This is a genomic window from Nocardioides sp. SYSU D00038, assembly GCF_016924665.1.
Lineage (GTDB): Bacteria > Actinomycetota > Actinomycetes > Propionibacteriales > Nocardioidaceae > Nocardioides.
The window spans coordinates 73959-99444 of sequence record NZ_JAFFJT010000030.1 but is presented as its reverse complement, the minus strand read 5'-3'; the positions used below and the strand labels follow the sequence as shown (position 1 = coordinate 99444).

Annotated in this window: 23 protein-coding genes; 20 read left to right on the top strand and 3 right to left on the bottom strand. The window is 74.3% G+C overall.

The genetic code is table 11. From position 1 onward, the window contains the following. On the top strand, positions 1-1207 hold a 1207-nt coding region (gene dinB, locus JT721_RS17990; protein ID WP_205474641.1), incomplete at its 5' end, for a DNA polymerase IV. A 197-nt stretch (positions 1208-1404) separates the two neighbouring features. Then, positions 1405-1854, top strand: coding sequence for a DUF3040 domain-containing protein (locus JT721_RS17985; protein ID WP_205474640.1), 450 nt, complete (start codon positions 1405-1407; stop codon positions 1852-1854). A 190-nt stretch (positions 1855-2044) separates the two neighbouring features. On the opposite strand, the gene JT721_RS17980 is transcribed toward JT721_RS17985, so the two are convergent. The 3 genes from JT721_RS17980 to JT721_RS17970 are packed head-to-tail and all read right to left on the bottom strand — an operon-like array spanning position 2045 to position 6709. Beyond that, positions 2045-4411, bottom strand: a complete 2367-nt coding sequence (locus tag JT721_RS17980) for a transglutaminaseTgpA domain-containing protein (protein WP_205474639.1) — start codon at positions 4409-4411, stop codon at positions 2045-2047. Beyond that, entirely contained in the window at positions 4408-5706 is a 1299-nt protein-coding gene (locus tag JT721_RS17975; protein ID WP_205474638.1) for a DUF58 domain-containing protein, read from the bottom strand. The genes JT721_RS17980 and JT721_RS17975 overlap by 4 nt, the downstream gene beginning before the upstream one ends. 25 nt (positions 5707-5731) lie before the next feature. Beyond that, positions 5732-6709: a MoxR family ATPase gene (locus tag JT721_RS17970; RefSeq protein WP_205474637.1), complete on the bottom strand. Its 978-nt coding sequence runs from the start codon at positions 6707-6709 to the stop codon at positions 5732-5734. A 534-nt stretch (positions 6710-7243) separates the two neighbouring features. Here JT721_RS17970 and mraZ point away from each other — a divergent pair. The 18 genes from mraZ (at position 7244) to JT721_RS21505 (ending at position 25415) form a co-directional block, all read left to right on the top strand. After that, entirely contained in the window at positions 7244-7675 is a 432-nt protein-coding gene (mraZ, locus tag JT721_RS17965; protein WP_205474636.1) for a division/cell wall cluster transcriptional repressor MraZ, read from the top strand. A 218-nt stretch (positions 7676-7893) separates the two neighbouring features. Continuing rightward, positions 7894-8052 carry a hypothetical protein gene (locus JT721_RS17960; RefSeq protein ID WP_205474635.1) on the top strand — a complete coding sequence of 53 codons (159 nt, stop codon included), beginning with the start codon at positions 7894-7896 and terminating at the stop codon, positions 8050-8052. Positions 8053-8058: 6 nt separating this feature from the next. Beyond that, entirely contained in the window at positions 8059-9018 is a 960-nt protein-coding gene (gene rsmH, locus JT721_RS17955) for a 16S rRNA (cytosine(1402)-N(4))-methyltransferase RsmH (protein ID WP_205474634.1), read from the top strand. Then, the gene (locus JT721_RS17950) at positions 9015-9590 is read left to right on the top strand and encodes a hypothetical protein (RefSeq protein WP_205474633.1); all 576 of its coding nucleotides are present in this window, start codon (positions 9015-9017) and stop codon (positions 9588-9590) included. The genes rsmH and JT721_RS17950 overlap by 4 nt, the downstream gene beginning before the upstream one ends. A 176-nt stretch (positions 9591-9766) precedes the next feature. Continuing rightward, positions 9767-11473: a penicillin-binding protein 2 gene (locus JT721_RS17945; protein ID WP_205474632.1), complete on the top strand. Its 1707-nt coding sequence runs from the start codon at positions 9767-9769 to the stop codon at positions 11471-11473. A gap of 170 nt (positions 11474-11643) precedes the next feature. Continuing rightward, a complete protein-coding gene (locus JT721_RS17940; protein ID WP_240341028.1) occupies positions 11644-13137 on the top strand; it encodes a UDP-N-acetylmuramoyl-L-alanyl-D-glutamate--2,6-diaminopimelate ligase in 1494 nt (497 codons plus the stop codon). A gap of 459 nt (positions 13138-13596) precedes the next feature. Next, positions 13597-14667, top strand: coding sequence for a phospho-N-acetylmuramoyl-pentapeptide-transferase (gene mraY / locus JT721_RS17935; protein WP_205474630.1), 1071 nt, complete (start codon positions 13597-13599; stop codon positions 14665-14667). Beyond that, complete coding sequence (murD, locus tag JT721_RS17930) at positions 14664-16157, top strand: UDP-N-acetylmuramoyl-L-alanine--D-glutamate ligase (protein ID WP_307828126.1); 1494 nt, start codon at positions 14664-14666, stop codon at positions 16155-16157. Before mraY ends, murD begins: the two co-directional genes overlap by 4 nt. A gap of 24 nt (positions 16158-16181) precedes the next feature. Continuing rightward, the gene (gene ftsW / locus JT721_RS17925) at positions 16182-17420 is read left to right on the top strand and encodes a putative lipid II flippase FtsW (RefSeq protein WP_205474628.1); all 1239 of its coding nucleotides are present in this window, start codon (positions 16182-16184) and stop codon (positions 17418-17420) included. 11 nt (positions 17421-17431) lie between these two features. Next, entirely contained in the window at positions 17432-18529 is a 1098-nt protein-coding gene (murG, locus tag JT721_RS17920) for an undecaprenyldiphospho-muramoylpentapeptide beta-N-acetylglucosaminyltransferase (RefSeq protein WP_205474627.1), read from the top strand. After that, complete coding sequence (gene murC / locus JT721_RS17915; protein ID WP_205474626.1) at positions 18526-19899, top strand: UDP-N-acetylmuramate--L-alanine ligase; 1374 nt, start codon at positions 18526-18528, stop codon at positions 19897-19899. The genes murG and murC overlap by 4 nt, the downstream gene beginning before the upstream one ends. Then, complete coding sequence (locus tag JT721_RS17910) at positions 19886-20665, top strand: cell division protein FtsQ/DivIB (RefSeq protein WP_205474625.1); 780 nt, start codon at positions 19886-19888, stop codon at positions 20663-20665. The genes murC and JT721_RS17910 overlap by 14 nt, the downstream gene beginning before the upstream one ends. A gap of 251 nt (positions 20666-20916) precedes the next feature. Next, positions 20917-22137 (top strand): cell division protein FtsZ, encoded by a 1221-nt coding sequence (gene ftsZ / locus JT721_RS17905; protein ID WP_205474624.1) that lies wholly within the window; start codon positions 20917-20919, stop codon positions 22135-22137. 4 nt (positions 22138-22141) lie between these two features. Then, positions 22142-22861 carry a peptidoglycan editing factor PgeF gene (gene pgeF, locus JT721_RS17900; protein ID WP_205474623.1) on the top strand — a complete coding sequence of 240 codons (720 nt, stop codon included), beginning with the start codon at positions 22142-22144 and terminating at the stop codon, positions 22859-22861. Next, positions 22858-23556: a YggS family pyridoxal phosphate-dependent enzyme gene (locus JT721_RS17895; RefSeq protein ID WP_205474622.1), complete on the top strand. Its 699-nt coding sequence runs from the start codon at positions 22858-22860 to the stop codon at positions 23554-23556. Before pgeF ends, JT721_RS17895 begins: the two co-directional genes overlap by 4 nt. A gap of 44 nt (positions 23557-23600) precedes the next feature. Next, a complete protein-coding gene (locus tag JT721_RS17890; protein WP_205474621.1) occupies positions 23601-24104 on the top strand; it encodes a cell division protein SepF in 504 nt (167 codons plus the stop codon). 114 nt (positions 24105-24218) lie between these two features. Beyond that, positions 24219-24506 carry a YggT family protein gene (locus tag JT721_RS17885; protein ID WP_205474620.1) on the top strand — a complete coding sequence of 96 codons (288 nt, stop codon included), beginning with the start codon at positions 24219-24221 and terminating at the stop codon, positions 24504-24506. 144 nt (positions 24507-24650) lie between these two features. After that, complete coding sequence (locus JT721_RS21505) at positions 24651-25415, top strand: DivIVA domain-containing protein (protein WP_307828127.1); 765 nt, start codon at positions 24651-24653, stop codon at positions 25413-25415. Positions 25416-25486 lie beyond the last annotated feature (71 nt).

Genomic DNA, 25486 nt, shown 5'->3' with positions numbered 1-25486 from the left:
CACCTCCGCTGGCGCTCCGGTGGTCACGCCGGTCCTCCACGTCGACATGGACGCCTTCTACGCCTCGGTGGCGACCCGCGACCGGCCCGAGCTGCGCGACGTGCCGGTGATCGTGGGCGGCGGCTACCGCGGGGTGGTGCTCTCGGCCAACTACCCCGCGCGGGCCTTCGGGGTCCGCTCCGGGATGCCGTCCACCCGGGCCCGGCGGATGTGCCCCGACGCGGTGACGGTGCCGGCCGACCACGACCTGTTCTCGACGGTCTCGACCGCGGTCGCCGAGACCTTCCGCCGGGTCACCCCGCTGGTCGAGGTGGTCTCGCTCGACGAGGCGTTCCTCGACGTCCGCGGCTCGGTGCGCCGGCTCGGCAGCCCGGTCGAGATCGCCGAGGGGCTGCGCGCCGCCATCCACGACGAGCAGGGCATCACCTGCTCGGTCGGGGTGGCGAGCTCGGTCTCGGTGGCCAAGCTCGCCTCCCGGCGGGCCAAGCCCGACGGGGTCGTCGTGGTCGGCCCCGACGAGATCACCTCCTTCCTCCACCCGCTCGACGTGGGCGAGCTCTACGGCGTGGGGGAGAAGACCCGGGCGATGCTCCACCGGCTCGGCCTGGTCACCGTCGGCGACGTCGCCCACACCCCGCTGCGCACCCTCCAGCGCGCGGTCGGCGACGGCCTCGGCCGCCAGCTGCACGGGCTGGCCTGGGGCGACGACGGTCGCCGGGTGGTGGCCCGGACCGCGCCGTCGTTCGGCTTCGGCGGCGGCGACCCCGACCGGTCGATGGGTGCCCAGGAGACCTTCGGCCGCGACGTCGACGACCGCGAGACGGTGCTGCGCGAGCTGCTGGCCCTCACCGCCAAGGTGACCCACCGGATGCGCTCGGCCGAGGTGGCCGGCCGGACCGTCTCGATCACGGTGCGGTTCGCCGACTTCACCACCATCACCCGGTCCCGGACCCTGCCCGAGGCGACCGACGTCACCCAGGAGGTCTACCGCGCCGCGGTCGGGCTCTTCGACGCCCTCGGCCTCCAGCGGGCCCGGCTCCGGCTGGTCGGCGTCCGGGTCGAGGGTCTGCTGCCCCGCGCCAGCGTGCAGCGGCAGGGCGTGCTCGGCGAGCGCGAGCACGGCTGGGCCGACGCCGACCGCGCGGTCGACCGGGCCGCGCGTCGGTTCGGTTCGGCGGCGGTCCGGCCGGCCAGCCTGCTGTCGTGACCGGCTCGCGGGCGTCGCGGGCGTCGCAAGCGGCCCGGACCGATTGCCGCGACGCCCGACGGGGCACCGGTGCGGTGGCCGGAGATTTTGTCCACGACCAATCTGCGACACTCCTAGTCTCCGGCGGGGCGGCTGCCTACACTTGACCGCAGACCGCCAGTGTCCAGGCCGGTCGCGACGTTCAGCGGGAGGATCCGATGCCACTCTCGGAAGAGGAGCTGCGACTGCTCGAGCAGATGGAGCGCGCCCTCGTCGAGGAGGATCCCAAGTTCGCCTCCACCCTGCGCGGCACCTCGCTGCGACGCTCCGCCCGACGCCGCGCCATCCTGGCCGGCGTCGTCTTCGCCGTCGGCATCGCGCTGCTGATGACCGGCGCCGTGACCCGGGTCCCCGTGGTCGGCATCATCGGCTTCGTGGTCATGCTCGGCTCGGCCACCGTCGGCCTCACCGCCATGCGCGGCCAGCAGGCCGCCGCCGCGGCCGGCAGCGACCCGCGGGTGGCTCGCCACCCCTCCACCGGCTTCAGCGTCATCGACGGCGGCCGCTCCGGTCGTAGCAGCCGCCGCACGCGTCGCTCGTCCGGCTCCTTCATGGAGCGGATGGAGGAGCGGTGGCGCCGTCGCCGCGACGAGCGCGGCGGCTACTGAGCCACCTCCACCCGGCACTCCGCTCGGCCCGCTCCACCGGTCCGTCGCGCTGACGGACCGTCGTCCCGCCCCTGCGCGACGTCGCACCGTGCCGCGGCTGGACGACGACGCCGAGCGGCATCGAACCGAGCCGCTGAACGGCGCAGCTCACCGCCGCCGACCGCCGCTGGACGACCCCCCGGCCTGCCGGTCAGCCGACCGGCGCCAGCTCGTCGGTGCTGCGGGTCTCCTCCGGCTCCTCGACGCGGCGCGCCGGCCGGACGAACACCGACCGCGGCCACCACCGAGCCAGCCGGCGCGACCGGCGCGGGGCGCCACCGACGAGCGCGGCCTCGATCGTCTCTACCTCGGCCCGCCAGCCCCGTGGCAGCCCGGCGGGGTCGGGCGCGTAGCGCGTCAGCTCCAGCGCGTGCACCATCCGGTCGAGGGCGAGCACCGCGTCGGGCGCGAGCTCGCGACCCCGCTGCGGCCGCTCGGGGGCGAACTCGTCGTCGGGGATGCCGAGCTGGTCGACCAGCACCTCGCGGGTCTGCTGCGGGGTCCGGGCCTCGGGCCAGCTGCCCCCGAGGTCGAGCACGGTGTCGCGCAGCTCGCGCCAGGCGGCCTCGACCCCGGCCACGACCCGCACCTCGCGGCGCCGGCGCCGGACCAGCCGCGGGCCGAGCAGCCCGGCGAGCAGGACCAGCCCGACGAGGACGACGACGACCACCGGCAGCCACGCGGACGAGCCGTCGCTCCCGTCGGCCGGACCCCCCGCGGTCTCGACCCGCTCGGGCAGCCGCGCCGTCGGCGCCGCCGAGGGCACCGCCTGCGGACCGCCGGTCGACGGTCGCGACGTGGGAGGCGGGTTCTCGGGCGCGGCGGCGCCGCTGGTGTAGCCCGGCACCTGGCCGGCCCGGTTGGGCGGCGTGGGCTCGAACCGGACCCATCCCGAGCCGGGGAAGTACAGCTCGGGCCAGGCGTGCAGGTCGTGCGCGGAGAACTCGTAGGTCTGCCGGCCTAGCCGTTGCGGGCCGAGGAAGCCGATGGCGACCCGGGCCGGGATCCCCAGCTGACGGGCCATCACGGCCATCGCCGAGGCGAACTGCTCGCAGTAGCCGGTGCGGCCGCCCTCGCCCTCGGTGAGGAACTCCACCAGCGCGTCGCCGCCGTTGCCGAGGTCGACGGAGTCGTCGTAGGTGAAGCCGCCGGTGTCGCGGAACCACTCCTGCAGCGCCACCGCCTTGTCGAACATCGACGACGACTCGGCGGTGACCCGCTCGGCGAGCTCGCCGACCATCGGGTCGATGCCGTCGGGCACGTGGACGAACTCCCGGTCCACCGCGCCGACCGGGCTCGGTGCGCTGTCGAGGTCCTGCCCGGTGAGGTCGAGGGCAGCGGTGCGGAACGACCAGGTGAGACCCGCCGTGTCGAGGTCGTCGGGCGCGGCGATGAAGTCCATGGTCGCGGGGTCGTAGCGCCAGTCGCCCGGCGCGACCACCTCGGTGGTGTGGGGCTTGGTCGGCAACCAGGTCGAGCGGAACGCCGAGAGCGCCTCGACCTCGTAGTCGTAGGTGGCGCCCACCTCGGTGGTGATGCCGTCGAGGCCGGGCACGTCGCCGTCGGCGACGTTGTCGTCGGGGACCTTGCGGTCGCCGCTGCTCCACTCGTTGGCCGAGAACCTGTTGAGCACCGCGATCCGCAGGTACGTCGGGTCGGGGTCGTCGGTCTGGACGCGCAGCAGCGGCATGTCGAAGCCGCGGCGCAGGTCGCGTCGCAGGTCGGCCATCGGGTTCTGGATGCTGATGTCGCCGTCGCCACCGGAGCCGTTGCCGAAGCCGAAGGAGTCGGTCGAGAGCGTGGGCACGAAGATCGGCAGCGTGATCGCCAGTGCCGTGGCGGCGCCGCCGATCCGGCCGGCGCTGACCCGCACCGAGCCGGCCCGGATGTTCGGTCCCTCGGGATCGCCGGCCTGCTCGCCGAGCGGCCGGCCCCAGCGGGCCACCTGCTCGCTCTCGTGGAGGAACAGCAGGGCGAGGAAGCCGGTGGCGGTGAGCGCGAAGACCCACCAGTGCAGGTCGCCGCCCAGCGAGACCGGCACCGTGTAGATCGAGAGCAGCGGCAGTCCGGCCAGCGGGACCCGACGCAGCGTGCAGGCGAGCAGGTCGACCAGCAGCAGGCAGCCCAGGGCGCCGGCGACCAGCAGCGGGTGCACCGACGGCACCGTGGAGGGGATGGGGGAGCCGTAGCGGTTGGCGCTGTCGACGGCGTCGCCGAAGACGTCGAGCAGCCGGGCCCAGTGCGCGCCGTAGGGGATCGGGGCGCCGGTCAGCAGCCACGAGACGACGGCCCCGCCCAGCACCGCCTGGCCGAGGAAGACCACCACCCCGGGCAGCCGGGCCCACCGGCCCAGGGCGCCGGAGACCGCGATGAGCACGCCGAGCAGGAACGCCGGCGCGAGGTAGCGGTCGGACTCGACGGTGAACCCGCGCCAGCTGAGCAGCGCCACCCAGACCGTGGCCATCGCCACCACCGACATCAACAGCTGCCCGGGCAGCGAGACCCTGCTCCGGCTCATGACTCTCCTCCCGTCGGGCCGGTCGCGGCCATCGCGCTCGCCCCGCCGCGGGCCCGGGAGCCCTGGGCCGACCCGCGGCCGAGCTCCTCCCACACCGCCTCCAGCCGGTCGCGCGGCCCGAGCGGCACCGCCCGCCAGGCCTGCCGGGTGAGCAGCCGGGCGTTGGCCCCGGCCTCCGCGGACGACGACACCCAGGCGTCGACGTCGAGGGCGATGGCGAGCGCCGACCCGGTGTGGCTCTGCATCCGGCGCACGACCGGCAGGTCGTGCGAGGCGAGGCTGCCGAAGACCCCGACGGTGAGCCCGCCGTGGCCCTGCTCGGTGAGCCAACCGGTGTCGAGCCCGTGGCCGGGATGGGGCTCGACGACGGCGAGCGCCTCGAGCAGGGGACCGGTGTTGAGCTCGGACTCGCGTGCGTGCCAGGCGGTGCTGGGGTCCTCGCCCTCGGCGGTGACCAGCCGCACCGAGAAGCCGCGCTGGCTCAGGTGCACCGCGATCGACGCCGCCGCGGAGACCGCGGTCTCCAGCGACGACGCGATGCCCTGGCCGCGGTGCACCCGCGCCCGGTTGTCGACGAACAACGTGGCCCGCGACTGCCAGGGCTGCTCCTCGCGCCGCACCATCAGCTCACCCGTGCGCGCCGAGCTGCGCCAGTGGACCCGGCGCAGGTCGTCACCGCGCCGGTACTCGCGGACGGTGAGGTCCTCGGCCGAGCCGATCGCGAACGCGCGCGGGCGGTTGTCGCCCGAGCCCGTCCAGGCGCCGCCGAGCGGGATCGAGGAGAGCCGCACCGTGCGCGGGGTGACGACCAGGGGAGTGGTGGTGCGGAAGGCCCGGCCGAGCTCGACCAGGCCGAAGGGGTCGTTGACCCGCACCGCCATCGGGCCGATCTCGAAGCGCCCCCGCACGTCGGAGCGCACCTGGTACGACACCTCCTTGCGCCAGCCGTAGCCGATCCCCTCGAGCACGAAGCGGGGGCGGGTGCCGAGCACGTAGGGCACCTGGTCCTCCAGCAGCAGCACGCCGCTGGGGGTGCGCCCCTCGTTGACCAGCGAGAGCGTCACCCGGGCGCCCTGGCCGGCGGTGACGACCTGGGGGGTGACGCTGCGCACCAGCGCGAGGCGGTAGCGCGACCGGCCGAGCACGGCGGCGGTGAGCAGGGGGAGGGCGAGGACGAGCACGCCGACCCGGGTCAGCGCCGGCTGGCCGAGCAGGATGGCGCAGACGATCGCCGTCGCCCCGGCGGCGAGAAAGGCCCGCCCGCGGACGGTGAGCCCGGAGAGCGCCTCGCGCACGGTGCGGCCCCGTCCCCGGACCGGGTCAGCCCTCGGTGCCGCTGGGCACCGGGACGGTCGCGACGAGCGCGTCGAGGATGGCGGCGGTCGACCGGCCGCTCATCGAGGCCTCGACGCTGGGCAGCAGCCGGTGGGCGAGCACCGGCCGGGTCAGGTCGTGCACGTCGTCGGGCAGCACGTAGTCGCGCCCGGCGATCGCGGCCCGTGCCTTGGCGGCCCGGACCAGGTGGAGGGTGGCCCGCGGGGAGGCGCCCAGGGTCAGCTCGTCGCTGCCGCGGGTCACCGAGGTGAGCGCGACGGCGTAGCGCTGCACGGCGGGCGAGACGTAGACCTGACCGACGATGCCGATGAGCTTGGCGATCTCGGCGGCGTCGGTGACCGGCTCGAGGTCGTCGAGCGGGCTGGTGCGGGTGTGGGAGTCGAGCATGGCGATCTCGGCCGACTGCACGGGGTAGCCCACCGAGACCCGGGCCATGAACCGGTCGCGCTGGGCCTCGGGGAGCGCGTAGGTGCCCTCCATCTCGATCGGGTTCTGGGTAGCGATGACCATGAACGGCGAGTCGAGCTGGTAGGTCGTGTTGTCGACCGTGACCTGCCGCTCCTCCATGCACTCCAGCAGTGCCGACTGGGTCTTCGGGGAGGCGCGGTTGATCTCGTCGCCCACGACGATGTTGGCGAACACGCCACCGGGCCGGAACTCGAACTCGCGCGAGTTCTGGTCGAAGACCGACACCCCCGTCACGTCGGACGGCAGCAGGTCCGGGGTGAACTGGATGCGGCGCACCGAGCAGTCGATGCTGCGCGCCAGCGCCTTGCTGAGCATGGTCTTGCCGACGCCGGGGACGTCCTCGATGAGCAGGTGCCCCTCGGCCAGCAGCACCGTGAGGGTCGCGGACACGACGTCGCGCTTGCCCTCGATCACCTTCTCGATGTTGTCCCTGACCCGCGACACCACTCGTTCGAGCGTCTCGAGGTCGGCTGTTGCTGCGGTCGGCGTGTCCACGCGTCCTCCTGTGCCCTGTGCGCCCTGCCGGTCGGTCACCGGTGGACGGTCGGCCCTGCCCGTCGACGGCACCCGGCCAGGGGTGTCGACGACGCCGCCTCGGCGGAGCCCGGATGAGCACCACCGTAGGCGGTGGAGGCAACTTACGCGTCCTCCTGCGCCCGGTGCGACGCGACGGGTCACGGTTTGGTTGCGAGTCGCCGCGTCGGGTCGCTCCGGGTGGGCCGCTCCCGTCCACCTTCCTCCACCGAGTCGGACCCACCGCGCTCCACCCCGCTCCACCGCGACCCGGCCGCCGCCGGCCCCCGGGGCGGGGGACCGCGTCCTCGACGCTCCACCACGCTCCCCACCACGGCCCCACCGCGTCGGCAACCGCACTGGCACCGGGCAGCGGGCGACCGTCGAGCGGGCGCCGACGAGCGCCGTCTGGGGGAGGAACGGGGGCGCGCAGGGGGTGAATGTGGTTGACGGTGGAGCGGAATGGAGTAAAGTGGAGCGAAGTGGAGGAAGTTCCCCTGACCGTGGAGGCGCCCGATGTTCTTCATGGGCACCTACACCCCGAAGCTCGACGAGAAGGGGCGGATCTTCCTCCCGGCGAAGTTCAGGGACCGACTGGCGGAGGGGCTCGTGGTGACCAAGGGGCAGGAGAAGTGCCTGGTCGTCTGGCCCGAGGACGTCTTCATGGAGGTCGCCACCCGGGCCCAGTCCGTGCCGATGACGTCGAAGGACGCACGCGACTACAGCCGCATGCTCTTCGCGGCCGCCGAGCAGGGGGCCCCCGACAAGCAGGGCCGGATCTCGATCTCGCCGATGCTCCGCGAGTACGCCTCGCTCGAGCGCGACGTGATCGTCATCGGCGTGAGCGACCGGATCGAGATCTGGGACCCCGAGCGGTGGGCCGAGTACGAGGCGGGCGCTGCGGAGAAGTTCGCCGCGCTCGACGAGGCGCCCACCCCGGCCACCTGACCAGCAGGACGGCACGACAGCACCACAGCACGGCACGACACGGCAGCACGACAACAGCACAGCGGTACCGCAGGGCGAGGTCTCGGCCCGCTCCCCTCGCCAGCTGGGACACCTTCCCCGGTTCCAGGTGGCACCTTCCCCCCGGGGAGCGGCCTGAGACCCCGCCCTGCGGCACCGGTCAGCACCACCAGCGCTACTTCCCGAGCGGGGTCGAACCGATGAGCAGCACACCTGTGGCACCCGAGGGTGTCGAGAGCGGACGCCGGGTCCGCCACCAGGCCCGTGACGCCGCCGTCGTGATGGCGTTCTCGCTCGCGTCGTCGGGCGCCCTCGCCCTGGCCCTCCTGCTGATCAGCCGCCTCGGGCAGCAGGGCTAGGCCGCGATGCCCGCCCCCAGCCACGTCCCGGTGCTGCTCGACCGGGTCGTCGCCCTCCTGGCGCCCGCGCTCGACCACGACGGCGCCGTCCTCGTCGACGCGACCCTCGGGCTCGGCGGGCACACCGAGGCCGTCCTCGAGCGCTGCGGGCTGGCCCGGGTGGTCGGCATCGACCGCGACCCCGATGCCCTGGCCCGGGCCGGCGAGCGGTTGGCGGCGTACGGCGACCGGTTCACCGGCGTGCACGCGGTCTACGACGAGATCCCCGACGTCCTCGCCGACCTCGGCCTCGACGCCGTCGACGGGGTGCTCTTCGACCTCGGCGTCTCCTCCATGCAGCTCGACGTGCGCGAGCGCGGGTTCGCCTACGCCGAGGACGCGCCGCTCGACATGCGGATGGACCCCACCCGCGGTCCCAGCGCCGCCGACGTGCTGAACACCTACGACGTGGCGGCGCTCACCCGGGTGCTGCAGGAGTACGGCGAGGAGAAGTTCGCGCGCAGGATCGCCGCCGCCGTCGTCCGGCAGCGCGAGACCCGGCCGTTCACCACCTCCGCCGCGCTGGTGGAGCTGCTCTACGCCGAGATCCCGGCGCCGGCCCGGCGCACCGGGGGACACCCGGCCAAGCGGACCTTCCAGGCGCTGCGGATGGAGGTCAACGACGAGCTGGCCGTGCTCCGCCGCGCGCTGCCGGCCGCCATCGACGCGATCTCCGTCGGGGGCCGGGTGGTGGTGGAGTCCTACCACTCGCTGGAGGACCGCCTGGTCAAGCGGGCCTTCGCCGCCGTCACCACCAGCACCGTCCCGCCGGACCTGCCGTTCGTGCCCGCCGGGAGCGAGCCGCCGCTGCGGCTGGTCACCCGCGGGGCCGAGAAGGCCGACGCCACCGAGGTCGAGCACAACCCCCGAGCCGCGTCGGTGCGGCTGCGGGCCGTCGAACGGGTCCGTCCAGGAGGAGTCGCATGAACGCCAGCCGTGGTCCGGCACGGGTCCTGCGGGACCGGGTGCCGACGTTCGGACCCGAGTTCGCCCGGGTCGTCCAGCGCACCCGCCTCACCGTGGTGCCGCGGCGCCGGATCCGGGCCCCCCGGATGCCGTTCGTCACCCTGGTCAGCGCCGTGCTCCTCGGCGGGGTGGTCGGCCTGCTGATGTTCAACACCCAGATGCAGCAGGCCTCGTTCGCGGCCAAGGAGCTCGAGGAGCAGGCCCACAACCTCGGCGCCCGTGAGCAGACGCTGCGCAACGACCTCCAGGAGCTGCGCAACCCCCAGCGGATCGCGCTGGCGGCGGTCGAGCAGGGCCTGGTCATCCCCGGCGGGTCCTGCACCGTCGACCTCGCCGAGCGGCGGGTCAGCGGCAGCTGCGTGCCGGCGACGTCCGACAGCACGCCGCCGCTGGAGGGCCCCGCGCCGCGCAAGCCCCCTGCGCTCTCGCCGCCCGACCGGGTGGTGGTCGCGGGCGGCCAGGCCGCGCCGGGTCGGCACGGCACGACGCGCCCGGGCCGCGACGTGGCCGGATCCGGCGCCCGGACACGGTAGAAATGCCTCACTGACAACAACAGTCACACCGATCACAGCAAGCACATCAATCACATCAGCCACAGCCCCCCGACGACGGAGACCCAGTGCGACCACAGCCGACGCGGAGCCGCGGACGCGGCGCGCCCGGCCGCGGTGCCCGGCGGGGCAGCGAGCGCGGGTCGCCCCAGCTCCGGATGCGGGTCGGCTTCCTCGTCATCGCCGCCGTGCTGTCGGTCTTCGGCGGCCGGCTGCTCCAGCTCCAAGGCGTCGACCCCGGCCAGTACGCCGCGATGGCAGCCGCCGAGAACACCGTCGAGATCGTGCTGCCGGCCGAGCGCGGCGACATCCTCGACCGCCGGGGTGAACCGCTGGCCGCCTCCGTGGAGGGTCTGATGGTCGTGGGCGACCCCTCCGAGACCGGTGCCCAGGCGCCCGAGATCGCGACGTTCCTCGCCCAGCGGCTGGGCGTCGACTACTTCGAGACGCTGTCGCGGCTGCGCAAGAAGGACAGCAAGTTCCAGTACCTCGCCCGCCGGGTGCCCTCGACCCTCGCCACCGACGTGATGGCGGAGGCCGAGGCCGCCGGCCTCGAGGGCCTCTCCACCCGGCGCGACCCGGTGCGGACCTACCCCGCCGACGACGTCGCGGCCAACCTGATCGGCTTCGTCGGCACCGACGAGGCGCTGGGCGGCTTCGAGCGCACCTTCGACACCTACCTCTCGGGCAAGGACGGCACGGCCCGCTACGAGGCCGACGCCGGCACCCGGATCCCGCTCGGCGACAACACCACCGTCGAGGCGGTCGATGGCAAGGACCTGCGCACCACCATCGACCGCGAGCTCCAGTGGTACACCCAGGGGGTTGTGCGCCAGGCGGTGCTCGAGGCGGGGGGCGAGTCCGGGCTGGCCGCGATCATGGACACGCGCACCGGCGAGGTGCTGGCGCTGGCCGACTACCCGACGTACGACGCCAACAAGCCGGGGGACTACCCGCGCCGCGACCGCGGTGCCCGCTCGCTCAACGACCACTACGAGCCCGGCTCGGTCGAGAAGGTGCTGACGCTGAGCGCCCTCGTCGACGCCGGCAAGGTCACCGCCCGCACCCGCCTCCGAGTGCCGGGCGAGCTCGAGCGGCAGGACCGCACCATCCACGACTACTTCGAGCACGGCCTGCTCCGGATGACGCTCGCCGGCGTGATGGCGAAGTCCTCCAACATCGGCACCGTGCTCGCCGCCGACCGGTTCGACCCCGGCCAGCTGCGCTCCTACCTGACGAAGTTCGGTCTGGGCACGCCCACGGGCGTCGGCATCGGCGCCGAGGCGCCCGGCCTGCTGCCCTCGGGGCCGGCGTGGACCAGCCAGACCGCCGACCGGATCGCCTTCGGGCAGTCGTTGTCGGTGAACGCCCTGCAGATGACCGCCGCGGTCAACACGATCGCCAACGGCGGTCGCTACGTCTCGCCGAGCCTGGTCTCGGGTTCGGCCACCATGGACGACGGCACCGTGGTCGGCACCGACACCAGCCGGACCCGCCGGGTGGTCAGCGAGGACGCCGCGACCCAGACCATGCGGATGATGGAGCGGGTGATCGACCCCGAGGTCGGCGTCGCGCCGGGCGCCGCCGTGCCGGGCTACCGGGTGGCCGGCAAGACCGGCACCGCCCAGCGGGCCAGCTCGGCGTGCGGCTGCTACGACGGCACCTTCACCGTCTCCTTCGGCGGGTTCGCCCCGGCCGACGACCCGCGGTTCACCATCTACGTCGCGGTGCAGGCGCCACGCAACGGTGGGGGCGGCGGCAGCGTGGCGGGTCCGGTCTTCAGCAAGCTGATGGCCTACACCCTGGAGCGCTACGGCGTCCGGCCCACCGGCACCCGGCCCTCGCAGCTGCCGACGACCTGGTGACCGACGCCGGGCGGCCCCGCGGTCTCTATGCTGTCCCGACCGTGACCCCGCCAGACCAGCCCGTGCCGCCCGGCCCGCCCGCGACACCGTCCGCGGCCCGGCCGGAGCGACCCCCGCGCACCGCGCTCGCCGACCTCGCGGACTGGCTCGCGGACTGGTCGGGCGACGGGCTGGGCGGGAGCAGCGCCGTTCCGGAGCGCCGGGGTGGCGACGTCGAGGTCACCGGCATCTCGCTCAGCACCGAGCGGGTCCGGCCCGGCGACCTCTACGCCGCGCTGCCGGGCGCCCGCGCCCACGGCGCCGACTTCACCGGGGCGGCGCTGGCGGCCGGCGCGGTCGCCGTGCTCACCGACCCGGCTGGAGCGACCCGGGTGCCCGACGACGTTCCGCTGCTGGTGGTGCCCGACCCGCGGCGGGTGCTGGGCCGGCTCAGCGCCCGGGTCTACGGCAACCCTGCCGAGCGGCTGCGGATGATCGGGATCACCGGCACCCAGGGCAAGACGACCACCAGCCGGCTCGCCGAGGGCGGGCTGCAGGCCACCGGCACCACCGCGGCCGTGATCGGGACGGTCGGCACCCGCATCGCCGGCACCGACGTGCCGACCGCGCTCACCACCCCGGAGGCGCCCGACCTGCACGGCCTGTTCGCGCTGATGGTCGAGCGCGGGGTCGAGGTGTGCGTGATGGAGGTGTCGAGCCACGCGCTGGTGCTGGGCCGGGTCGACGGCGTGGTCTTCGACGTCGCGGTCTTCCTCAACCTCGGCCGCGACCACCTCGACTTCCACACCGACCTCGAGGACTACTACCGCGCCAAGGCCTCGCTGTTCACCCCCGAGCGCGCGCGGCGCGCCCTGGTCAACGTCGACGACGAGCACGGCCGCCGGCTGGCCGAGGAGTGCGCCGTGCCGGTGGTGACGTTCTCGGGTGCGGGCGAGCCCGCCGACTGGTGCGCGGTCGAGCGGGTCGCCGAGCCCGAGGGCTCGGCGTTCGTCGTGGCCGGACCCGACGGGCTGCGGCTCTCGGCGGGGGTGCCGCTGGCGGGGGAGTTCAACGTCGACAACGCGCTCGCCGCCGTGGCGGCGTGCGGGGAGGCCGGGCTCGACCCGGCGGCGGTCGCCCGCGGGATCGCGGGACTCCCGGGCGTGCCGGGCCGGCTCGAGCGGATCGACGAGGGCCAGGACTTCGAGGTGGTCGTCGACTACGCCCACAAGCCCGACGCCGTCGAGGCGGCGCTGCGCGCCCTGCGGCCGCTGGCCCGCGGCCGGCTGATCGTGGTGCTGGGCGCCGGTGGCGACCGCGACCCCGGCAAGCGGCCGATCATGGGCGGGATCGCCGCCCGGCTCGCAGACCTGCTCGTCGTCACCGACGACAACCCGCGCACCGAGTCGCCCGCGGCGATCCGTGCGTCGGTGCGGGCCGGCGTGCGGGGGCCGGGTGAGGTGCTCGAGGTGGGCGACCGGCGCGCGGCGATCGCGGCCGCCCTCGACCGGGCCGGCCCAGGCGACATCGTGCTGGTCGCGGGCAAGGGCCACGAGACCGGGCAGGAGGTCGACGGCGTGGTGCACCCCTTCGACGACCGCGAGGTGGCCCGGGCGCTGCTCCGCGAGCGTTCGGGGGCGGAGGGCGCCGGGGGAGCGGTGAGTGAGCCCCCGTCGGTGGGGTGACGACGGAGGGTGGCTCACCGCTGCCCGGGGGTGGCGCGGGGCGGCGGTGAGCAGGCCGCGGTTGGTGGCGTGGGAATGGGGGCTGGTGCACCGCTGCCTGGGGTGGCGCGGGGCGGCGGTGAGCAGGCCGCGGTTGGTGGCGTGGGAATGGGGGCTGGCGCACCGCTGCCTGGGGGAACGCGAAGCGGCGGTGAGCACGCCGCCGTCGGTGGCCCGACAACGGAGGCTGACACACCGCCGCCCGCTCCACCCCGAAGCAGCGGTGACCAGCCCGCCGTCGGTGTCACCCCAACGGCGGCCCATGCACCGCCGCACCGCAGGAAGCCGCCCTCCGCCCGGCGGGGCGGTGTCGGCTGCGCGTCGACGTGGGGAAGAATGCAGCGGGGCCGAGGGGGCCCGCCGGGACCGGGCGCGACGGGCCCGGTCCGACACGGATCTGCGAGTCGAGAGGTCTGAGCGATGAGAGCGGTCCTGCTGGGCGGTGGCCTGGCGCTCCTCATCTCCCTGCTCGGCACCCGCGTCGCCATCCGGCAGTTCACCCGGTGGGGCTACGGCCAGGAGATCCGCGACGACGGGCCCACCACCCATCACACCAAGCGCGGCACGCCCACGATGGGCGGAGTGGTGATCATCCTCGCCACGGTGGTCGGCTACTTCGCGGCCAAGCTGATCACGATGAGCGAGCCGAGCGCCTCCGCGCTCCTGCTGCTCTTCCTGTTCGTCGGCATGGGCCTGGTCGGCTTCCTCGACGACTTCATCAAGATCTACAAGCAGCGCAGCCTCGGCCTGCGCAGCAAGGCCAAGATGGTCGGCCAGACCGTGATCGCGCTGACCTTCGGCGCCCTCGCCCTGTGGCCGCGGCTGGAGGACTCGCGCGAGAACACGCCGGCCTCGCGCCACATCTCCTTCCTGCGAGACCTCGAGAGCTGGACGCTGCCGACGGTCGTCGTGATCCTGCTGATCTGGCTGATCGTCACCGCCACCAGCAACGGCGTGAACCTCACCGACGGCCTCGACGGCCTCGCCACCGGCGCCAGCATGATGGTCTTCGGCGCCTACACCCTGGTGAACATCTGGCAGTTCAACCAGTTCTGCGGCGCCGCCCCCAGCCCGAAGTGCTACGAGGTGCGCGACCCGCTCGACCTCGCCGTCGTGGCGGCGGCGATCACCGGCGCCTGCTTCGGGTTCCTGTGGTGGAACGCCTCCCCGGCGCAGATCTTCATGGGCGACACCGGCTCGCTGGCCCTCGGCAGCGCCCTCGCCGGCCTGGCGATCCTCACCCGCACCGAGCTGCTGCTGATCATCCTGGGCGGCATCTTCGTGGTCGAGACGCTCTCGGTGGTGCTCCAGGTCGGCTTCTTCCGGATCAGCGGGGGCCGGCGCATCTTCCGGATGGCACCGATCCACCACCACTTCGAGATGCTCGGCTGGGAGCAGGTGACGGTGGTCATCCGGTTCTGGATCATCACCGGTCTGTGCGTCGCCGCCGGGCTCGGGGTGTTCTACGCCGAATGGGTCGCCGGCACGTGAGCCGCGACCCCGGCACGCTCGGGCGCCACGACGGGTGGGACGGCGTCCGAGCCGTCGTCGCCGGCTTCGGCGTCTCCGGCTTCGCCGCCGCCGACAACCTCAACCACCTCGGGGCCGCCGTCACGGCGCTCGACGAGTCGGCCGAGGGCGACCAGCGCGCCGAGAAGGCCGAGCTGCTGGAGGTGCTCGGGGCCACCGTGCGCCTCGGCGAGGGCGCCACCGCCACGCTGCCCGACGACGTCGACCTGGTCGTCACCTCGCCCGGCTGGCGCCCGACCGCCCCGCTGCTCGTCCAGGCCCGCGCCCGCGGCATCCCGGTGTGGGGCGAGGTCGAGCTCGCCTGGCGGCTGCGCGACCCCGACCACGACACCCCCTGGCTGGCGGTCACCGGCACCAACGGCAAGACCACCACCGTGCAGATGCTCGACTCGATCCTGCGCGCGGCCGGCCTGCGCAGCGTGGCGGTCGGCAACGTCGGCCTCCCGATCGTGGAGGCCGTGATGGACCCCGAGCCCTACGACGTGCTGGCCGTGGAGCTGTCGAGCTTCCAGCTGCACTACACCGACTCGATGCGGGCCCAGGCCGCCGTCGTGCTCAACGTCGCCGAGGACCACCTCGACTGGTACGGCTCGATGGCCGAGTACGCCGCCGACAAGGGCCGCATCTACTCCGACGTCGAGCGCGCCTGCGTCTACAACGTCGCCGACCCCGTCACCGAGCAGCTGGTCCGTGATGCCGACGTGCAGGAGGGTGCCCGGGCGATCGGGTTCACCCTCGGCATGCCCGCGGTCGGGATGGTCGGGCTGGTCGAGGACATCCTCGCCGACCGGGCGTTCATCGAGGCCCGCGACACCTCGGCCGCAGAGCTGTGCACGGTCGCCGACCTCGCCTCCGACGCTCCCCACGTGGTGGCCAACGCCCTGGCCGCCGCGGCGCTGGCCCGTGCCCACGGTGTCAGCCAGGCGGCGGTCCGCGACGGCCTGCGCGCGTTCCGGCCCGACGGCCACCGGATCTCGGTGGTGGCCGAGCACGCCGGCATCACCTGGGTCGACGACTCCAAGGCCACCAACCCCCACGCGGCCCAGGCCTCGCTGTTGGCCGCCGAGCCGGTGGTGTGGGTGGCCGGTGGGCTGGCCAAGGGGGCCACCTTCGACGACCTGGTCCGCACCGTGCACACCCGGCTGCGCGCGGTGGTGCTCCTCGGCCGCGACCGCGACGTCATCGCCGGCGCGCTCGCGCGACACGCCCCGGATGTGCCGGTGATCGAGGTCGACGAGCGCGAGACTGGTGTGACGGATGGTGAGCCTGTTCCGGTTGGGACGGCCACGATGCGACGCGCGGTGGCCGCCGCGGGCGAGCTGGCCCGGCCGGGGGACACCGTGCTCCTCGCACCGGGTTGCGCTTCGATGGACCTGTTCACCTCCTACGCCGACCGGGGCGAGGTGTTCGCCGCGGCCGTGCGTGACCGGATCGCAGGCAGTCCCGGCTAGCCCGGATCGGAGGGAGGCAGGGCGGTGACCACGGCCAACCCCGAGCTCGCCGCCCGGCGTGCCACCTGGTTCCGGGCCCTGCGCGACGCACTCGACCGGCCGCTCACCGCCTACTACCTGCTGATCGGCGCCTCCGCGCTGCTGCTGACCATCGGCGTGATCATGGTGCTGAGCGCCTCGAGCGTCTACTCCTACGAGCGCCTCGGCAGCTCCTACGCCGTGGTGCAGCGCCAGCTGATGTGGGTGATCCTCGGGCTGCCGTGCGCCTGGCTGGCCAGCCGGGTCCCGCTGCGCTGGGTGCGCCGGCTGACCTACCCGGCGTTCTCGGTCTCGCTGGTGCTGCTCGGACTGACCGCGCTGTTCGGCGTCGAGCGCAACGGCAACCAGAACTGGCTCGGCGTCGGCCCGGCGGTGATCCAGCCGTCAGAGGTCGCCAAGCTCGCGATGGTGCTGTGGGTCGCCCACATCTACGCCAACAAGGAGCGCCGGCTCGACAGCCTCCACCAGATGATCGTGCCGGTGGTGCCCGGCATGCTGCTCGCGACCGCGCTGGTCGTCGTCGGTCGCGACCTCGGCACCGCGCTGGTCTTCTTCGCCCTCATGCTCGGCTCGCTGTGGGTCGTGGGGGCGCCCCGCCGGTTCTTCGGCCTGGTGCTGCTGATGGTGAGCGTGGGGCTGGCCGTGATGGTCGGCACCAACTCCGAGCGCCTGGGCCGGATCACGGGCTTCCTCGACCCGTTCCGCGACTACATGGACACCGGCTGGCAGCCCGCCCACGGCCTCTACGCGCTCTCCAGCGGAGGCTGGTTCGGCGAGGGGATCGGTGCCAGCCAGCAGAAGTGGGGCAAGCTCCCCGAGGCCCACACCGACTTCATCTTCGCCGTGCTCGGCGAGGAGCTCGGCATGGCCGGCACGCTGCTCGTCGTCGTCCTCTTCCTGACCATCGCCTACGCCGCACTGCGGGTGGGTGCCGCCACCCGCGACCCCTTCGTGCGCTACGCGTCGTTCGGCATCGTGGTCTGGCTGCTCGGCCAGATGATCATCAACGTCGGCATGGTGCTGGCGCTGCTGCCGGTCATCGGCATCCCGCTGCCGCTGGTCTCCTACGGCGGCTCCTCGCTGCTGCCGTCGCTGGTCGCGCTCGGCCTGCTGGTCGGCTTCGCCCGCCGCGAGCCGGAGGCAGCCCGGGCCCTGGCGCTGCGCCGGCGCAACCGCTCGGTCGGCCTCGCGGCCTCGGGTCGCAGCGGTCCGGGCACGCCCTAGGCTTCGAGGCGATGCGCATCCTCCTCGCCGGCGGTGGCACCGCCGGGCACACCTCGCCCCTGCTCGCCACGGCCGACGCCCTGCGCCGGCTCGACCCGGCCGTCGAGATCACCTGCCTCGGCACGCCGCGGGGCCTGGAGAACACCGTGGTGCCGGCCGCCGGGTACCCGCTCGAGCTGATCCCGCCGGTGCCGCTCCCGCGCCGCCCGGGCGGCGACCTGCTGCGGGTGCCGGGCCGGCTCCGGGCCGCGGTCGCGGCCACCCACGAGGTGCTCGACCGGGTGCGCCCCGACGTGGTCGTCGGCTACGGCGGCTACGTGTCGATGCCGGTCTACCTCGCCGCCCGCCGGCGCGGGCTGCCGCTCGTCGTCCACGAGCAGAACGCGCTGCCCGGCCTGGCCAACAAGGCCGGCGCCCGGGTGGCCGACCGGGTCGCGGTCAGCTTCCCCGACACCCCGCTGCCGCGGGCGGAGTACGTCGGCCTCCCGATCCGCACCATGATCAGCGGGCTCGACCGTGCCGCGCTGCGCGCCGAGGCCCGCGCCTCCTTCGGGCTCGACCCCGACCGCCCCACCCTGGTGGTCACCGGCGGCTCTCAGGGCGCCCGCCGGCTCAACCAGAGCGTCTCGGCCGCCGCCGGCGCGCTCGGCGAGGCGGGGGTGCAGGTGCTCCACGTCGTGGGGCCGAAGGGCGAGGCCGCCCCGGCGCCGAGCGCGGCGCCGTACGTCGTCGTCCACTACGTCGACCGGATGGACCTCGCGCTCGCCGCGGCCGACCTGATGGTCTGCCGGGCCGGCGCCTCGAGCGTCACCGAGGCCGCCGCCGTCGGGCTGCCGGCGGTCTTCGTCCCGCTGCCCATCGGCAACGGGGAGCAGGAGCACAACGCCCGCCCGGTGGTCGACGCCGGTGGTGCGCTGCTGGTGGCCGACGAGGCGTTCACGCCCGAGTGGGTCTCCTCGACGCTGCCGGAGCTCGCCACCGACCCCGCCCGCCTGGCCGCGATGGGTGCCGCCGCGGCCGGGCTGATCCCGCGCGACGCCGACGTCGCGCTCGCCCGGATCGTGGTCGAGGCGGCCGGCGGCGGCTCGACCCGGCGAGGCCGCCGGTGAGGGTCCCGGTCCCCGAGGAGCTGCTGCCCGTCGACCGGCTCGGCCACGTCCACCTCGTCGGCATCGGCGGCGCCGGGCTGTCCGGCATCGCCCGGATCATGCTCGCCCGCGGCACCACCGTCAGCGGCAGCGACGGCGTCGACTCGCCCGCGCTCGACGCGCTGCGCGACCTCGGTGCCCGCGTGCACGTGGGCCACGCCGCCGACCAGCTCGGCGACGCCGACACGGTGGTGGTGTCCACCGCGGTGCGCGAGGACAACCCCGAGCTCGTCGAGGCCCGGCGCCGAGGGCTGCGGATCCTGCCGCGCTCGGCGGCACTGGTCTCGGTGATGGCCGGGCGCCGGGTGGTCGCGGTGGCCGGCACGCACGGCAAGACCACCACCACCTCGCTGCTGACGGTGGCCCTCCAGGCGGCCGGCGCCGACCCGTCGTACGCGATCGGGGGCGACCTGGCCGCGACCGGGGTGAACGCCGCCGACGGCTCCGGCGACCTGTTCGTGGCCGAGGCCGACGAGAGCGACGGCGCCTTCCTCGTCTACGACCCGTTCGCCGCGATCGTCACCAACGTCGAGGCCGACCACCTCGACAACTGGCACACCGAGGAGGCCTACGCCGAGGCGTTCGACCGGTTCGCCGACCGGGTCGACCCCGCGGGCTTCCTGGTCTGCTGCGTCGACGACGCCGGCGCCCGGCGGCTCGCCGAGCGGCAACGGGTCGCCGGACGCCGGGTGGTGACGGTCTCGACGCGGGCGGGCGTCGCCGACCTCGGGCCCGAGGCGCTCGAGGGGGTGCGGCTGTGGGCGCCGGGCGACCACTACCGCGCCGACGCTCTCGCCGCGCTCGCCGTGGGTCGCGAGCTGGGGCACGACGACGCGGCGCTGCGCGAGGGGCTGTCCTCCTACACCGGCACCCGGCGACGGATGGAGCTCAAGGGCGACGCCGCGGGCGTGCGCGTCTACGACTCCTACGCCCACCACCCCACCGAGATCGCGGGCGACCTCCAGTCCGCCCGCGAGCTGGCGGGGGAGGGGCGGGTGGTCGTCGCCTTCCAGCCCCACCTGGTCTCGCGCACCCGGATCTTCGGGCCGGCCATGGGCCGCGAGCTCGGCGCCGCCGACGAGGTGGTCGTCTGCGAGGTCTACCTCGCCCGCGAGGACGCCGATCCCGAGGTGACCGGTGCGCTGGTGGCCGACGCGGTGCCGCTGCCGGAGGACGCCGTGCACCTCGAGCCCGACCTGGCCGCCGTACCCGGGCTGCTGGCGGGGCTGGCAGGTCCGGGCGACGTCGTGCTCACCCTGGGCGCCGGCAGCATCACCACCGTCGGTCCGCAGGTCCTCGCCCTCCTCGAGCGGCGTGATGGCCCGGCGTAGCCGCGACCCCGCCCCCGAGACGACCGGTGGCCTGCCGGTCGTCGACCAGCGCACCCTGCGCAGCCGGCGCCGGTTCGCCCGGCGGCGCTGGCGGCGGCGCTGGCTGACCTTCCGCCCGCTGCTGCTCTTGGTGCTGCTCGCGGTGCTGGCCGGCGTCGGCGTCTACGCCGTCTGGTTCTCCTCGTGGCTCGACGTGGAGCGGGTGCGGGTGACCGGTGCCGACAGCGTGGGCGCCGACCGGGTGCGCGGCCTGGCCGGGGTCGACGAGGGCGAGCCGCTGGCCCGCGTCGACCTCGCGTCGGTGGAGCGCCGCGTGCAGTCGCTGGCCGCCGTCCGGTCGGCCGACGTGACCCGGCACTGGCCCGACGAGGTGCGGATCAGCGTCGAGGAGCGGGTCGCGATCGCGGTCGTCGAGATCGGCGGCCGGCTGCGGGGGATGGACGTCGACGGCGTGGTCTTCCGCGACTACGCCAAGGCCCCCGCGGGCTTGCCGCGGGTGCAGACCGACGTCGGCACCAGCGCCGACGCGCTGCGCGAGGCCGCGCTGGTCGTCGCCGCGCTGCCCGACGACCTGGCCGCGCGGGTCGACCACGTGCGGATCGAGTCGGCTGCCCGGATCTCGCTGGTGCTGCGCGACGGCCGGACCGTGGTGTGGGGGACCGCCGAGGACTCCGAGCAGAAGGCCGAGGTGCTGGCCACACTGCTCGAGCAGGTCGACGCCCGGACCTACGACGTCAGCGTGCCCTCCCGGCCGACCACGCGCTGAGTCGTCGCGACGTCCGGTCGCTTGGGCGTGTCTGCGCGATCGGGGGCGTCGCGGTGCCTACTGTTCTGGACACGGCGAGGTTGACATAACTATAACCCTCTACCTGAGGGTCAGGGTTTTCCGACCCGCCGGGGTCGAACCACAGCTTCGGGCCGGGGCCGCGCCCCGCCACAGCAGCAGAGCAGCACCAGCACACCGGCAGAGCAGCACAAGCACACCAACAACCACCACACACGATCAGGGAGAGCGCCGTGGCGGCAGCACAGAACTACCTGGCCATCATCAAGGTCGTGGGCATCGGTGGCGGCGGGGTCAACGCCGTCAACCGAATGATCGAGGTGGGACTCAAGGGCGTTGAGTTCATCGCGATCAACACCGACGCCCAGGCCCTGCTCATGAGCGACGCCGACGTCAAGCTCGACATCGGCCGCGAGCTCACCCGGGGCCTCGGCGCCGGCGCCAACCCCGACGTCGGCGGCCGCGCGGCCGAGGACCACGCCGACGAGATCGAAGAGGTGATGAAGGGCGCCGACATGGTGTTCGTCACCGCCGGCGAGGGCGGTGGCACGGGCACCGGCGGTGCCCCGGTCGTCGCCCGGATCGCCCGCTCGCTGGGCGCGCTGACCATCGGCGTCGTGACCCGGCCGTTCGCCTTCGAGGGCCGCCGGCGCGCCAACTCCGCCGAGGAGGGCATCGCCGCGCTGCGGGAGGAGGTCGACACCCTCATCGTGATCCCCAACGACCGGCTGCTCTCGATCAGCGACCGCAATGTCTCGGTGCTCGACGCGTTCAAGCAGGCCGACCAGGTGCTGCTCCAGGGTGTCTCCGGCATCACCGACCTGATCACCACCCCCGGCCTGATCAACCTCGACTTCGCCGACGTGAAGTCGGTGATGGCCAACGCCGGCTCCGCGCTGATGGGCATCGGCTCGGCCCGCGGTGAGGACCGCTCGGTCGCGGCCGCCGAGATGGCCGTGTCGAGCCCGCTGCTGGAGGCCTCGATCGACGGCGCCCACGGCGTGCTGCTCTCCATCGCAGGCGGCTCCGACCTCGGCCTGTTCGAGATCAACGAGGCCGCGGCGCTCGTCGCCGACGCCGTGCACCCCGAGGCCAACATCATCTTCGGCGCGACCATCGACGACGCCCTCGGCGACGAGGTGCGGGTCACCGTGATCGCGGCCGGCTTCGACGGCGGCATGCCCAAGCGTCGCGAGGAGGGCTCGGTGCTCCGCAAGGGGACGCCGGCCGCCCGTCCCGCCCCACGGCGCGCCGACGCCGAGCCGGGCGGCCGCGCGGACGATCGCGCCGCGGCGCCCGCGTCGGAGCAGGGCGCCGGGCAGTCGGCGGAGCCGGGCGAGCAGCCCGCCACCCCCGAGCGCGAGCGGGTCGCGGTCGGCACCGCGCCGCGGACCGCCACCCGCCCGGTGAGCTTCGACGACGACGACCTGGACGTGCCCGACTTCCTGAAGTAGGCGCGTGTACGCCTTCCGCACCTCCCTCGGCCCCGTCGAGCTGGCCTTCACCGACCGGCACGGCGGGGTCAGCGGCGCGCCGTACGACTCGCTGAACCTGGCCGCCGAGGGCGGCGACGACCCCGCGGCGACCGCCGAGAACCTGCGGCGCGTGCTGGCCGACTTCGCGCCCGGGGCCGAGGTGCGCGACGCCCACCAGGTGCACGGCCGCACCGTCGCCGTCGTCGACGACGGTCCGCCGGCGCCGCGCCCCGACGCCGACGCCCTGGTGACCGACCGGTCCGGACCGGTGCTGCTGGTACGCGCGGCCGACTGCGTGCCCGTGCTGCTCGCCGACCCCGGTCGCGGGGTGGTGGCGGCCGCGCACGCCGGCCGCGGCGGCGTCGTGCTCGGCGTCGTCCACGAGACCCTCGACCGGATGCGCCGGCTGGGCGCCACCGACGTCACCGCGTGGGTCGGCCCCCACGTCTGCGGCGGCTGCTACGAGGTGCCGGCGGAGATGCGCGCCGAGGTCGCCGCCCGGGTGCCGGCCACGTTCGCCACCACCTCGTGGGGCACGCCCGCTCTCGACCTCGGCGCCGGGGTGCGCGCCCAGCTCGAGCTCGAGGGGGTCGAGGTGGTCGACGTCGCGAGGTGCACCGTGGAGGGCGACGACCTCTACTCCCACCGGCGCGACGGGGCGGGCGCCGGCCGGATCGCCGGGCTGGTCAGGATGGTGCCATGAGCCGCGCCGACGAGCTGGGCACCAACCTCGCGGCGGTCCGCGACCGGATCGCCGCCGCCTGCGCCGCCGCCGGGCGCGGTGCCGAGGAGGTCTCGCTCACCGTCGTGACCAAGTTCTTCCCGGCCTCCGACGTGCGGCTGCTCGCCGACCTCGGCGTGACCGACGTGGGGGAGAACCGCTTCCAGGAGACCGAGCGCAAGGTTGCGGAGTGCGCTGACCTGTCGCTCACCTGGCACTTCATCGGCGGGCTGCAGAGCAACAAGGCCGCCGCGGTCGCCCGCACGGTGCAGGTGGTCGAGTCCGTCGACCGGGCCAAGCTGGTGCGGCCGCTCGCGTCCGGCGCCGAGCAGGCCGGGCGCACCCTGGAGGTGCTGGTGCAGGTCAGCCTCGACCCGCCCGGCGCGGGGCACCGCTCCGGCGTCGAGCCGGCCGGCGTCCTCGAGCTGGCCGGGCTGGTGGCCGCCACCGACGGGCTGCGGCTCGCCGGGCTGATGGCGGTGGCGCCGCTGGGCGAGGAGCCCGCGGCGGCCTTCGAGCGGCTGGCCGACGTTCGCGCCGGCCTGCTCGCCGAGCACCCGGAGGCGACCCGGCTCTCGGCCGGGATGAGCGGCGACCTCGAGCAGGCGATCGCCGCCGGCGCGACACACGTGCGCGTCGGCTCGGCGGTCCTCGGATCGAGGCCCCCGGTCGGTTAGGGTCCGAAGACAGGTAGTCAGGAAGCTCCGGAAGGCAGACGACCATGGCGGGCGCGATGCGCAAGATCGGCGAGTACCTCGGCCTGCTCGAGGACACCGGTCGCTACGACGACGACTACGACGACTACACCGAGGAGACCCACCCGGTGGCCGCCGCGCCGCGGTCGGCCCGGGCCCCGCGCGAGGCCCGCGAGGGCCACGCCCAGGTCGCCGACCTCGCCGAGCGCCGCCGCCCGGTGCCGGCCGCTCCGGCCTCGGTGGTGGCCGAGCTCTCCCGGATCACCACGCTCCACCCGCGCACCTACAACGAGGCGCGCACCGTCGGCGAGAACTACCGCGACGGCACCCCGGTGATCATGAACCTCACCGACATGGACGACAACGACGCCAAGCGGCTCGTCGACTTCGCCGCCGGCCTGATCTTCGCGACCCGGGGCTCGATCGAGCGGGTCACCAGCAAGGTGTTCCTGCTCTCCCCGCCCAACGTCTCGGTCACCGCCGAGGACAAGGCGCGGATCGCCGGCGACGGCTTCTTCAACCAGAGCTGACCCGGCCCCGCCCGGCGCCGACCACCGCGCTCGGCCCCGCTCCCACACCTTCCCGGGCGAGCCGCCGGGCGGGTCGGTGCCGCGGTTCGTGGTGGGGGCAGGCATGATCGTCCCGTGTCTGCAGTCGCCTCCGTCGTCTGGATCTGCCTCTGGGTGTTCATCGGGCTGCTGTGGGTGCGCTTCGTCGTCGACTGGGTGCAGGTCTTCGCGCGCTCCTGGTCGCCGTCCGGCGTCCTGCTGGTGCTGCTCGAGGTCGTGTACTCGATCACCGACCCGCCGATCAAGGCGCTGCGCCGGGTGATCCCGCCCCTGCGCCTGGGCGCGGTCGCGATCGACCTGTCCTTCATCCTGGTGATGGTCGCGGCCTACATCCTGCTCAACATCGTGAGCAGCTTCATCTGAGTGGGTACCGCAGGTCCGGAGCGCCGACCCGGGCCCGGTCCGGCGGCACCCGCCGAGTCACACCAGTCCCAGTGCAGGCGCTACAGTTCACTGGAACACCACGTACGCACATGACGCGCCGAACCTCGGGGCGTGAGACAAACGATGGGTGGGAACATGCCACTGACGCCTGAAGACGTGAGTAACAAGAGATTTACTCCGGTCCGTCTTCGCGAGGGCTACGACATGGGCGAGGTCGACCAGTTCCTCGACGAGGTCGAGGCCGAGCTGGCCCGCCTCACGAGGGAGAACGAGGACCTCCGGCTCAAGCTCCAGGCGGCGCAGACGTCGGGTTCCACCAGCAGCTTCGAGGCGCCCGCCCCCGTGCCCGTCGTCGAGGCGCCGGCCCCGGTGCCCGTCCGCGAGCCCGACCCGGTCCCCGTCCCCGTGGCCGCCGCCAACACCGGCGCGATCGAGACGATCCGCGTCGAGACGGTGCCCGAGGCCTCCAACGCCGCCGCCCGGCTGCTCGAGATCGCCACGCGCAACGCCGACGAGGTCGTCGAGGAGGCCAAGAACGAGGCCGACCGGATCATCGGCGAGGCACGGACCAAGGCGGAGCGGCTCGAGGCCGAGTCGAAGGCCAACGCCGACAAGATGGAGTCCGAGGCCCGCACCCGGGCGCAGATGCTCGACACCGAGACCGCCGAGCGTCGCCAGACCCTCTTCGGCGAGCTGGAGCGCGAGCGCAACAAGCTCAACTCCGAGGTCGAGACGCTGCGCTCGTTCGAGCGCGAGTACCGCTCGCGGCTCAAGAGCTACTTCACCCAGCAGCTCGAGGCGCTCGCCGGCCCGGGGGAGTCCCCGGTCGAGGAGCAGCCGCCCGCACCCAAGCGGCTCCGGTCGATCCTGGGCGAGGACGACCTCTGAGCCGTCGGCTCCCGCCTGACCTGCACCGACTCGCGCGGCCCATCCCCTCGGGGGTGGGCCGCGTCGGCATT